General features: G+C 30.8%; 9 protein-coding genes. 3 read left to right on the forward strand and 6 right to left on the reverse strand.

The genetic code is table 11. From position 1 onward, the window contains the following. Both ACJAX4_RS16870 and ACJAX4_RS16875 read right to left on the reverse strand, forming a co-directional pair. On the reverse strand, positions 1-2,138 hold a 2,138-nt coding region (locus ACJAX4_RS16870; protein ID WP_435790616.1), incomplete at its 3' end, for an AAA family ATPase. 11 nt (positions 2,139-2,149) lie between these two features. Continuing rightward, positions 2,150-3,496 (reverse strand): metallophosphoesterase family protein, encoded by a 1,347-nt coding sequence (locus tag ACJAX4_RS16875; protein ID WP_435790617.1) that lies wholly within the window; start codon positions 3,494-3,496, stop codon positions 2,150-2,152. Positions 3,497-3,628: 132 nt separating this feature from the next. Between ACJAX4_RS16875 and ltaE the strand changes: the two genes are divergently transcribed. Continuing rightward, on the forward strand, positions 3,629-4,666 hold the full coding sequence (ltaE, locus tag ACJAX4_RS16880) for a low-specificity L-threonine aldolase (protein WP_435790618.1): 1,038 nt from the start codon (positions 3,629-3,631) through the stop codon (positions 4,664-4,666). Between the two features lie 528 nt (positions 4,667-5,194). Here ltaE and ACJAX4_RS16885 read toward each other — a convergent pair. The 3 genes from ACJAX4_RS16885 to ACJAX4_RS16895 form a co-directional block, all read right to left on the reverse strand. Then, complete coding sequence (locus tag ACJAX4_RS16885; RefSeq protein WP_435790619.1) at positions 5,195-5,752, reverse strand: GerMN domain-containing protein; 558 nt, start codon at positions 5,750-5,752, stop codon at positions 5,195-5,197. 107 nt (positions 5,753-5,859) lie between these two features. Beyond that, positions 5,860-6,606: a hypothetical protein gene (locus ACJAX4_RS16890; RefSeq protein WP_435790620.1), complete on the reverse strand. Its 747-nt coding sequence runs from the start codon at positions 6,604-6,606 to the stop codon at positions 5,860-5,862. A gap of 107 nt (positions 6,607-6,713) precedes the next feature. After that, positions 6,714-9,038 carry a VIT and vWA domain-containing protein gene (locus ACJAX4_RS16895; protein WP_435790621.1) on the reverse strand — a complete coding sequence of 775 codons (2,325 nt, stop codon included), beginning with the start codon at positions 9,036-9,038 and terminating at the stop codon, positions 6,714-6,716. 301 nt (positions 9,039-9,339) lie between these two features. Between ACJAX4_RS16895 and ACJAX4_RS16900 the strand changes: the two genes are divergently transcribed. Next, entirely contained in the window at positions 9,340-10,569 is a 1,230-nt protein-coding gene (locus ACJAX4_RS16900; protein ID WP_435790622.1) for a 6-phosphofructokinase, read from the forward strand. A 146-nt stretch (positions 10,570-10,715) separates the two neighbouring features. Further along, the gene (gene gltX, locus ACJAX4_RS16905) at positions 10,716-12,173 is read left to right on the forward strand and encodes a glutamate--tRNA ligase (RefSeq protein WP_435790623.1); all 1,458 of its coding nucleotides are present in this window, start codon (positions 10,716-10,718) and stop codon (positions 12,171-12,173) included. A gap of 60 nt (positions 12,174-12,233) precedes the next feature. Here gltX and ACJAX4_RS16910 read toward each other — a convergent pair. Then, the coding region (locus ACJAX4_RS16910) for a hypothetical protein (protein ID WP_435790624.1) at positions 12,234-12,595 on the reverse strand (362 nt) is incomplete at its 5' end.

A 12,595-nucleotide genomic window follows, 5' to 3' on the forward strand; every position in this document is an offset into this window, starting at 1 on the left:
TCAAAACTTTGATACTGATAATATAGATCTTGGATGATTTTTAATAGACCTATATTTTCATCCTCAGATTCCTTATGGTCATCTGTCGCTTCTTGTAATATATTTCTGATACGCTGACCCCTTAATCCTTGTAATAACTTTTCCTGATTTATTTTTAATTCTATCTGAAGATTTTTATATTTTATATACTTTTCACCCTGAACAATATAACTATCTACTTCTAAATTTATATCCTCTGAATTGTTTTCTATAGTGCTTTCTTTTTCTAGAAACTTTAATATCTGTTTTTGTATAATATTAAGTTTTGAAAAGCTATTTTCAGTTTTTTCACCTAATATCAAATACTTATACATTAATTCTACTTTTACTACTATATCCTCACTTACATTTTGAATATTGTGAAGGCTTATCCATTCTGAATTAACAGTATTATTAACGAATAATGCATCAATCACTTTATTAATACTACACAGTAATTCACGTAGAGCACTAAACTGGCTATTTATTTTATTCTTTAGCGTATTATAACTATATATTTCATCCTTTAGATAGGCAGCTGTTTTAAAATAATCTTTTATACCCTCTTCTGAAGCTCTTCCATCCAGCTTTAAAATATCTCTATACTCGTCCATTATATTTTCTAGTTCTTTAAATTTTGCATCTATTTCTTTAAGCTGAACTGAGGCTTCACTAAAACTAACCGACCTACTATCCATTTGCGCCTTAGTTTCCTTATTTCTATTTGTAATTTGTTTACTACTAGAATACTGTATAAAAATATATACCGATGCACATATAGCTCCCATTATAATCACTGAAACTCCTAATATCTTATCCACAAAATATAATCCAAAGCCTAATATCATAATTATAAGCGTAAAATAAAAATACTTTTTTAATGATGCAGCGAAGTCATAAGACACGCTTTGTTTTTCTATAAGCTCTCCTTGAATTTTAAGTTCCTGAATTCTTCTATTACAAGCTATTCTTTCACTTTCAGCTTTTCTAAAACCTTCAATGTTTTGTAATAAAATGCCTTGCTGTACCTCATCACAATTTATATCTAAAACGTCTGTAAAACTAGTCCAATTATCGTTAGCTTTTTTAATTTTACTCATCAATGCTTGTGTTCTTTCATTAAATTCATTTTGTACTAAGAGCAGATTCTTAGTCATTTCTCTAAGGCCTGATATACCATTATAAAAACTATTAATAGGCACCTTATTTTGGATCAAACACTCTTTTCTAATATCATTTTTAGAAACTTCCCTTTTAAATTCCTCTTTGTCCACGCTATATTGTTCGAGTTCACTGTTATATTGACCTTTTAAATCCTTAGCTTTTTCTATATTATATTCCTTATCATAATCACTAAAATCTTTAGTGGCTAGCTGCGTCTCTAGATTTTTTACATTATGGTTAAGCTCATAGTTATTCTTTAGGAAATCTAATTTAGTTATATTATTATTACTAGTTTGAAGCTTAATTTGTTTCAAAACAATATTGCTTTCAAGTTGTTCTAAAGTGTTTTTCTTTTGAACAAAAGTGTCTAAAAGGGCCATTGATTTTTTCCTTCCCTCTACTCCATTTATAATGTTTTGAACGAAGGGCTTAAACATTTTAGTAGATGGATTCCCTCGAGTTCCACCAATTACGTTAGCTTTTTCTCTTAATCTTTTAGCAACCTCAGGTATTTTTACAATATGCTTAAAACCCGCGCCTAATAATATATATTGTAAATTAGTCCCTTTTTCTCCTGAACTCTTATTAAGCTCATCAAGACTTATTGTAAACAGCTCATTATAAGTTCCATTATCTATGTTATATAAGCCTTTACTAAATTTATTACCATCCTCACCACTATAAACTATCTTTGGGTTACTAAATCCTTTTAGAAGTACATTTACATCTTCTCCTTGATCTGTTTTAAAACCACATCGCACATCATACTCAAATTTAGGAGGCGGTATATTACTGTTTTGAGAAATTCCGTAGGGCATATTTCTAAGCACCTGCATAAGGCTTGTTTTACCAGACCTATTTGCTCCACCAATGACCACTATTCCACTACCTAGGTCTTCCAATTTTTCACCTTGAAATATACCAAAATCTCTAATATCTAGCCCTGTTATTTTCAAAATTTAACCCCCTAAGTTATTTCTAAAGCTGACACTAACTCCTCAATAACTAATTCTTTAGCTTGCAATATAATATCTTCAATAATTTCTTCATTAATATCAAATTTTTCCTCTTCTACATTTTCCGTATGAATTTGCTTTTTCCAAATTGCTCCCCAGTTGTTCACAAGTTCATTCCTATACGCACTGTCCTCTTTGTATAAACTAATTACCTCTTCTAAATCCTTAAAAATAGAATTTTGTACTTTAAGACTTTCAAAATCCTGCATAAGCGGCTCTGTCCTAAACATTATAGAATCGATCCACATAAAATATCTAGAATGATCCAGTTCTTCGTTTATGTTTTCTATAAACTGCTCATAATCTTCTTCTTTCATACGGGTTATTTCTTTATGCAAATCCGTTCTTCCTCTTATTACGAGGCTTACAATATGTCCTTTAAATTCTTTAAGTAGTTCTTCCTTTGAATAGCTAAATTCACACAATATTTCTGGATTATCATATGTTAAGTCTATAGTTTTCTCTAAAATTAATTTAAGTAGATCACTATAATTCTCTATTTTATCTGCTTCACCTATTATTATTTCTAACCTTTTGTATATAACCGTTGATATAGGCAAAAACTCCATATTTATAACTTCTTTCTCAAATGCCTCAATTAAAAAAACTCCCCCTATCCCCTGTTCTCCCATGTCACGTCCTTGAGGAATTCCAGGAAAAGCTATTATAGGTTTTATAGCATTTAAAATAGCAGTTTTATGAATATGTCCAAGGGCCCAATAATCTATATTAGGTACACCTTTAAGCTCTTCTAGAGTACAAGGAATGTAATTTTTATTATCCTTTTCTAAAGCGGTATGTAGCATTGCAATATTAAAGACATCATCATCCAGCAAATAGTTTTCATATACCTTTTCTCTTTCGGAACGATGCTTATAGGATTTCCCAATAATCTTTGCAATAACTTCCCCTTCTTTAAAAACTTCAAAGCTCGAAGCTTTATCAGCACTTAATATATGAACATTTGAAGGCATATCAAACAATTCACATTTTTCGTTTGTAGCATCGTGATTGCCATAGATAACATATACACTTATATTTTTTTCACTTAGCTTTAAACACTCTTTAATAAAAAATCTATTACCTCTTACAGACCTTAAATAACTATCATAAAGGTCTCCACAAAGTAAGATAAAATCTACTTTATACGAAATAGCTTTACTACATATCGCTTCAAACCCATTATATACCGCTACTTTACACAAGTCTTGAACTTCTTTTGAAGGGTTGCCATTTATATTAAGATAGGATCCCAAATGAACATCTGCTGCATGAATAAATCTAAACACTCTACTCATTACTTTTCACCACCTATATTTTATGTTACATAATATAAATATTTTAACATAAAAAAGCAAAACTATATATTAGGAACATTGAAAGATTTAAGCTATAATAGTATCTATAGTGATTAATAGGAGGGGAAACCAATGAAATTTATCGATTTAAGAAGTGATACTGTAACTGAACCCACCCAGAATATGAGACAAGCCATGTTTACTGCTGAAGTTGGAGATGATGTTTACGGGGATGATCCAACTGCAATAGCTCTTGAAGAATACGCGGCTAAACTTGTTTCTAAAGAAGCTGCACTATTTGTACCAAGTGGTACTTTTGGAAATCAGCTAGCACTCTTTACACATTGCAATCACGGTAATGAAGTCATTCTTGCCGATGACTGCCACATAGTAATTCATGAGGTTGGTGCCTCATCAATAATTGCAGGCGTTCAGCTTAGAACTATTGCAAGTAACAATGGAGAACTTGACCCTAATAAAATCGAAGCTAAAATCAGAAAAGAAGAGGAAGATATTCATTATCCAAGCACTGGTCTTATATGTTTAGAAAATGCTCATTCCGTTGGAAGGGTAATACCCCTAAATACAATGGAGAAAATTTATAGCATAGCAAAAAATCATGAAGTACCAGTTCATCTTGATGGAGCTAGGCTATTTAATGCCGCTGCCTACCTTGATGTAGACGCAAAAGAGATTACTAAATACTGTGACTCTGTTATGTTTTGTATGTCTAAAGCTCTTTGTGCACCTATAGGTTCTATGCTTTGCGGAGATAAAAGCTTTATTGATAAAGCAAGAAAAAAAAGAAAACTATTAGGTGGAGGTTTAAGGCAGTGTGGTATTTTGGCTGCCGCAGGACTAGTAGCCCTAAAGGAAATGATTCCACAGCTTAAAATCGACCATAAAAACGCTATACTATTAGGATCGGAACTATCAAAAATCCCTGGCATAGTAGTATATATGGAGGATATTCACATTAATATGGTTTTCTTTGATATGAAGGAAACTGGATTTAGCAGCGATAAATTAGTACAGCAGCTTTATAGTAAAGGTATTAAAATTAATGGTGAAGAAGATGGTTTAATGCGTTTTGTCACTCACAATTGGATTTCTGAAAAAGATGTTGATTTTGTGGTAGCCTCTATAAAAGATATTTTTACCCAAAATTAATATTTTCCAAATTTATCTTAGTATATTAATTTTAAAAAAGCATATAATAACATTAATGATGATTTAAAGTGGTTGAGCCAAGAGTGCTCCTATACTGGAGATAGTGTTTGAGCATTCGGCCAAAGGTGTATACGATATCCGAAAGGGTTTTTTATATGCCGGAGGGAAGATTATTATGGGTTCTTAACAGCTGTATATATGCCCAACTGTATATATATGGTTTTCCCGGATGTGTAATAATCGAGCTAAGATGGTATAGGTTGCCGCAGGTTTATTAACATATAACTAGGGGTTATTCTTGGTCGAGAGATTATTTGTGGCTCCCAAGGTGTTCTATATTGTCAAGTAAAGATGTATATGGGTGCTGTAATGCTCTTATGTTGTCGGAAGATTGGATTTGGGTGTGTAGGTATGTATATATGTTGTAGCGTAGATTGCTTTGAGTTGTCTAAAAAATCCTAGGTTAAAAGGGCAAGTTGTTAATAATAACTTGCCCTTTTATTTTTGCTTATTGTTTTGTGTTAAATATTATTTTTTTATCATGTCTTCATCTTCACTTATAGGTACACTCACATCATAGTGACCCTTAATAGCGTCTACTTTTTTCCCATCAACAAGAAATTGAACCTTTGTTATATCTAGGTTATCATCTAAAATCAAAGTATTTATGATTGAATACAATGCCATGCCCTCTCCTGCGGATCCAGCTGATATATCTTGGACTGTGTCACCACTAAGGTCAACATTAGCTATTCCTTCTTTAACCTGCACGTCTAATAATTCTAAGTTAGATGGCAAGGTTTCATTCAATTCTGCTTCTTCTTCAAGTCGACTTGGTCCTTTTATAAGTTCCAATATTATAGCCTTAGCTGTATGCTCTTCTATATTTCTTTTTTGTCCCACTAAGTACATAGCTTGATCATTGCTAAAATATAATACAACTTCTTTAGTTTTTATTTCCTCATCTTTAATCGTTTCTTTGATATCAGTTTTTGAATCATTGTCATTTTTCACCCCAGATCTATCACAACCTGAAAGTGTAAAGATTAAAACACTACATAATATTGCTGAAAGAATTTTCTTCATATTTGTCACCATCCTTTGTAAAATATGTTACTAGAATTATATCATATATTTTATTAATATATGGTGTTTTTTTCATATATGATTTTTTTTTCATATGCTCTATACTCTCATATTAAATTCACAAAATTAACGTACCATTTAGAATATTTATTTGAGTATGAATCTCTATAAGTACCTTTTTTATCCAAAACCATAACTGTTGCTCTTTTATTTATTTTATGAATAAATCCATTATATCTTTTACCTTCACTTAAAAAACTCACCTTTTGTCCTATTCTTAGCCCATACTCTTCTGATATTATTTCCTTTTGACTTGGAAGCTGATGATTAACCTCTGTTTGAGCAAATATTTTATAAACCATAGTTTTAAATCTAAGCTTTTTACAACTAGATTCTTTATAAATATGTAGTTCCAATAAGTGGCATAGTTCATGTTCAAAGACTATTTGGAATGCTTCTAAAGAGTCTTTAGTATTTATCCCAGATACTTTTTTTTCTCTTTCCACCTTATAGTACTCGAAAAAGAATTTTATGCCCATTCTAATTTCATAATTTTCTTCATCTTCCTGTAATTGTTTTATCCTTCTACTATATATTGTTTTTCCTGCCGCAGAGGTCATCCTAGTTGACAGTGAAAATGTTAAACTTCCTTTAAATTCTCTATTAAAGTAACCGCTAAAAAATTCTTCATCATACAAATAGAATAAGATTTTAAGGTCCTCTTTTGACATGCATTGTAGCTTTCCACTACTCACGTTTTCAGATTTAATAATGAATTTATTTCTTATATCCTCCCTTTTTCGAGCTATTTCCTCTTGGTCATATTTTAAATCTCTAATATGCTCTACTGTCATAATACTTACTCCTTATTTTCTTCTTTAACGTATAATTATAATATACCATGCATTTCAAATAATGCAAAAACCCCACATGCATAGCATATAGGATCTTCGTACTAAACTTAAACAGTTTTTAAAATAGTGGTATTAATTATAAAATTAAGTGTATCTTTTGATTCATTTGAACTTTCCTTTAACTCATTAAGAAATTCATTTTGAATTTTCATTAAATCAACATCTTTTAATTCAAATTTCTCTTCTAATTTATGAATTTTCTTCTCTACAACTACTTTAGATGAAGATAATACTATATTCCTTTTAATAGATAATTTTAAAACTAGTAATAATTGTGTATATACTTCCTTACTTAAATTTAACTCACAATTTGCTAGAGTTTTTGTTAAAAACTCTAGTGATTTATTTAATTGATTAGTATACAGCTTAACGTCATGATTACCTATTATAAATGCTAACATTGCTTTAATAGTATATTTCATATTGCTTTCTATACCACTTTCAACATTTACACCAAATGCTCCACTAGCTAATTGATTAGACGCTAAAACTCTTAACATTTCACTCTTTTGAAAATTATTATATTTCTCATTATTATCTTTTAACTGTGATAAATCTTTATAATAGAATGATGTAGATTCAGAATCATCATCTAATTTATCATAAGAGAGCTCTAAGCTTTTCGTGGTTTTAACAGGGAATATCTCCCTTATTCTTATCCCCAGTATTGGGTCTTCCATTTCTTCGTAAAGAATAAAAGAAGTTTCCTTGCAAATTATACCCACACTTTTAGAAATTTCAATAATTTTATCATTCATTGCTTGTTGCAGTTCTCCTCGCTCATACTTAACTCTATGTTGAAGAGATTCTATTCTTTTTTTGTACCATACTTTTTCTATTAAATTAACATTTTCTTCGAGTTCTAAGTCATTCAACATAATTCTTCTTTGAATTCTATTTTTTCCAACTTTCCCCCTTAATGTTACAACACCATCGACTTCTCCAATAATTTTAGCAAAAATCGAAAATGGTTCTTTATCATACATATAGTTAATAGTTCTTGGGAACGTTGTTTCTACTTTCATTTTACCCCAATCTATTTCAATGTCAGTGATTTGAGGGTTTTTAATTCTATTAAATTGTTTAAGAACCGTGTCTTCAATTCGCTCACCAGGATAAATAACTTCCGCTACGCCATAGGTAATCTGAGCTAACTTATTTATGAAATAACTATTTACTGAAGTATCTATTCCAAAAGGAAATATTCTACTTTCTTTGATATTCACTTCTACAAAATCTAATATTTCTTTTTCATTTTGGACCAAGTCATCTGTAAACAGGAATATTATATTTTCTTCACTTTCACTTTTTTCTAGTAGCGCATACTTTATTGCATCAAATATAACTGCATCTTTTTCTGCAACAAGCTCTTGAATCCACTTGCTAGCATTACTTAGATTTTCTTCGTTAAAATTAACCTTTAACTCTTTGGAAAAGTGGTGCAGCTTATCTCCAAAAGCTGCAATATTAAATGTATCACCAAGTGTTAAATTTCTTAAACATAACTGGAGCGCATTTTTACCTTCGATTAATTTATTTTCGCCCATTGACTCAGATAAATCTAGAAGGAATATATAGTTTGATCCAGATACTTCTTGCTCTATTTCAATTTCTGGTATAAATCTTAAGTATAAAATCCCTTTATCTTCTCTTGGATAATCATATATCATTCCTGTAGTTTCTAATTTTTCTTGTTCTTCTAATATTATTTCTAAATCTTTATTCATTTTTTGGTTTTTCCCATCTAAAGTTACTTTATAAAGATTGTTCTCTTCATACTCAACCTTTAGTTTATGAGATGAACACTTAAATTCTAATTTTGTTAAAGATTCTATAAGTAGCCTTAAAGTAAACTTATAATTATAAGTTTTACCTGTTTTATGATCTTCACCAGAAATTAATGCCTCATCTCTAGAAAGATTTATTGGAGTAACTATTGTTGGAATAATTAATTTTAAATTACTATTTTCATAGGTAAGTTCTTCTAAATACGACACTTTTATTTTTACAACTTCATTAGGAATTATTTTTCCAATAACTATCCTGAATATATTATCATTATATTCCTCTAAAAGAATAGTGGGATTATCTCTATCCTTAAAGTTCTCGTATATTTTACTTGCTTCTTCTTTATCCTGTATTAATCCTTTTATAGTCCTCCCACCAAGTACTGCTTCAAATCCTGATATAACTGCTCTTTCAGGAATTGGGAAGGTATAAACTGCTTCTACATCATTTGATCCTGTATTTTCATAAACATGGTCGATAGTGTACTCTGCGAATTCTCCACATAAATTTCCCCTGATATTGACTTCTTTTAGTATTATGTTGTTTTTCATTTTTTTCCCATGGTTACCTGAATGAATTGCCATTGTATCCCTCCTGATTTAATAAAACAAAGACTCTACAGAATGTTTGAAATATTATATATATATTTTATCATTAATAACCAAATTAGTCTCTGAATTTTTTTGGAACATTTTGATTTTTACCAGTTTATTTACAAATGATCTATTTTTTCTAAACTTTCGTAATTAAAAAATCATTTTCATTATCTTAATGTACTTAAATGGCTTAAAAGTTTCATTCTACCTTGAGTAACTTAAACTTATATATTATAATTACTATAGATTGTAATCACAACTGATGTCCTATGAAAGGGGAAATTTATATATGAAAAATTGTATAGTAGCGCAATCAGGAGGTCCAACTTCTGTAATAAATGCTAGTGCTATGGGAGTTCTAGAAACAAATAATAGTTTTAACTATTATGATAACGTTTATGCTGGCATAAATGGAATACAAGGTATTTTAGACAAACATATCGTAAATCTATCAAGCATTGCCCATGATGAAACTCGCGGGTTAAAGTACACCCCCTCCTCAGGTCTTGGCTCTTGCAGATATAAGTTAAAATCACATGAAGAAAACCCTGAGGAGTACATAAGACTTTTTGAAATATTAGAAGAATACCAAATTAAAACCTTCTTCTATATAGGTGGTAATGATTCACAAGATACCGTTCATAAATTCAGCATATACGCAAAGAAACACAATAAAGATGTAAAATTTATAGGAATTCCTAAAACTATAGATAACGACCTGCCTATTATGGATCATACTCCAGGATTTGGAAGTGCAGCTAAGTTAATCGCCACATCAGTTCTTGAAAACTTCCTAGACGCTTCAGTATATCCTGCAAAAGGAGTATTCATACTTGAAACTATGGGTCGAGATACGGGTTGGCTTGCAGCTAGTGCTTGTATTGCAACTATTAACGGTAAACCTGCTGCAGATTTCATCTATCTACCAGAAATAGCTTTTGATACAGAAAAATTTTTGGCTGATGTACGTAAAAAACTTACTGAGAAAAATCATGTCTTCGTAGTTGTTTCTGAGGGAATTAGAACTAAAGAAGGTAAATTCTTAGGTGAAACTATGGTAACAGTTAACGATAAATTTGGACATACTCAGTTAGGTGGTGTTTGTGGATTTCTTAAGGATTCACTTTTAAGCACTAATACTGCTGAAAAAGTTAGGGTTTTAGAACTTTCTACAATTCAACGTTGCTCTATGCACTGTGCATCCCAAACAGATATTGATGAAGCTTTTGAAGTAGGCAAGGCCGCTATTACTTATTCAATTAACGGACTAAGCGGAAATATGATAGGTATAAAAAGACTTTCAAATGCGCCTTATACCGCAGAAACCTTTGTACTTGAAGCTTCAAAGGTTGCTAATAACATTAAATACTTTCCTATTGAATGGATTAACGCAGAAGGGAATAATGTTAAAAGAGAAGCCTATGATTACACCTTGCCATTAATAATGGGCGAGCCTAAAATAGTAATAGAAAATGGTCTTCCTAAATACACGTTTTTAGACGAATCCTTTAATTTATAGAGAAAATCACCTATTACTACAATACTATGCATAATCTTGACATAGAATGCACAGTATTGTATTATTGTATTGTAGATTTTGACCAGTATATGAAATAATTTCATGCTTTAACACATAGCAAAAATTAAACAATAGGAGTGAAAAAAATGAGCACTAAAAAAGTAAGAACAAGATTTGCGCCAAGTCCAACAGGAAGAATGCATGTTGGTAATCTGAGAACTGCATTATATGCTTACTTAATAGCTAAGCATGAAGATGGAGATTTCCTATTAAGAATAGAAGATACAGACCAAGTAAGATTTGTAGAAGGTGCTGTAGATATAATATATAACACTCTAAAAGTTACAGGCCTTAAGCACGATGAAGGCCCTGACCTTGGTGGAGATTATGGCCCGTATGTACAAAGCGAGAGGCGTGAAATATATATCAAATATGCAAAACAGTTAATAGACAGTGGAGAAGCTTATTACTGTTTTTGCACAAAAGAAAGACTAGATGTATTAAGGTCTGAAGTAGAAGGAAATAGTGGTAATTTTAGATATGATAAACATTGCGCAAATCTTTCAAAAGAAGAAATAGCCGAAAACTTATCTAAAGGAATACCATATATTATAAGACAAAATAACCCTACTGAAGGGTTTACATCATTTAAAGACGCAATATATGGTTCAATTTCAGTAAATAACTCAGAGCTAGATGATATGATTTTGATAAAAACTGATGGTCTCCCTACTTATAATTTTGCAAACGTAATTGATGACCATTTAATGGATATTACTCATGTTGTTCGTGGAAATGAATATTTATCCTCATCTCCAAAATATAATAGGTTATACCAGGCTTTTGGATGGGAAGTACCAATTTATGTACATTGTCCACTAATAACAAACGAAGAACATCAAAAATTAAGTAAGAGAAGTGGTCATTCATCCTTTGAGGATTTACTTGAATCTGGATATTTGATGGAGACAATAATTAACTTCATCGCCCTACTTGGATGGAATCCTGGAACTAACGAGGAAATTTTTAATCTAGAGGAACTAGTTAAAGCCTTTGATTATAAAAACATGAGTAAATCTCCAGCAGTTTTTGATGCTGTAAAGCTAAAATGGATGAATGGAGAATATATTAAGAAATTGCCATTAGACGTATTCCATAAGATGGCTATGCCTTTTTATGGTGATTTAATAACTAACAACAATATAGATCTTATGAAAATAAGCCCTCTTGTTCAAACAAGAATAGAGTTCCTGAATGAAATTCCTAGTCATATTGACTTCATTGAGAATTTACCGCAATATGATATTGATTTGTATGTGCACAAAAAAATGAAAACTACACCAGAAAATTCATTAGAAAATCTCGAAAGTCTGTTACCAGTATTAGAGAATCTAACTGATTGGTCACTTGATTCATTGCACACTACAATAATGGAATTTATTAAAACACTAGGTGTCAAAAATGGTCAAATGTTATGGCCAATAAGAACAGCTCTATCTGGTAAAGCTTCATCTCCAGGCGGTGCTTTTGAGCTTGCTGAGATTTTAGGTAAGGATGAGACTATCAAAAGAGTTAAAATTGGAATTGAAAAGCTTAAAAAATAAAGTGTAATAAAACAGAAAAAGATAGAGCCGGCTTTTATAGCCGTTCGCCCTATCTTTTTTTTACTTACTAAGACCTATGTCATCTAATAATACTTCACCCTCAGTGGTTTTGTTAAATATAAAATTAATATATTCAATATTACTAAGATTGACTTTAGGATTTTTCTCCATAAAATTTTTGAGTGGTATTCTATAACTTTGAAGCCCTATCTCTATTTCATTATCATATGTGTTCTCTAAAAATAACCATTTGGTGAATTTAACCTTTATCGCAGGATTTAAAACTCCAACCTCACTTAAAGCTACCTCTGAAACTAATCCATTTTTATCCTCAACTTCAATAGTTAAATCGATATTTTCTGTATTTTCGCTAAATCCTGTATCAGCCAATGAAAAGCTTAATATGCTATTCTTATTTAGCT

The organism is Clostridium sp. (assembly GCF_051278035.1).
Lineage (GTDB): Bacteria > Bacillota > Clostridia > Clostridiales > Clostridiaceae > Clostridium_AD.

Excerpts from the sequence above, each read along its gene's own strand:
- ACJAX4_RS16875 (WP_435790617.1), bottom strand. The coding sequence starts at position 3,496 with ATGAGTAGAGTGTTTAGATTTATTCATGCAGCAGATGTTCATTTGGGA.
- ltaE (WP_435790618.1), top strand. The coding sequence starts at position 3,629 with ATGAAATTTATCGATTTAAGAAGTGATACTGTAACTGAACCCACCCAG.
- ACJAX4_RS16885 (WP_435790619.1), bottom strand. The coding sequence starts at position 5,752 with ATGAAGAAAATTCTTTCAGCAATATTATGTAGTGTTTTAATCTTTACA.
- ACJAX4_RS16890 (WP_435790620.1), bottom strand. The coding sequence starts at position 6,606 with ATGACAGTAGAGCATATTAGAGATTTAAAATATGACCAAGAGGAAATA.
- ACJAX4_RS16895 (WP_435790621.1), bottom strand. The coding sequence starts at position 9,038 with ATGGCAATTCATTCAGGTAACCATGGGAAAAAAATGAAAAACAACATA.
- ACJAX4_RS16900 (WP_435790622.1), top strand. The coding sequence starts at position 9,340 with ATGAAAAATTGTATAGTAGCGCAATCAGGAGGTCCAACTTCTGTAATA.
- gltX (WP_435790623.1), top strand. The coding sequence starts at position 10,716 with ATGAGCACTAAAAAAGTAAGAACAAGATTTGCGCCAAGTCCAACAGGA.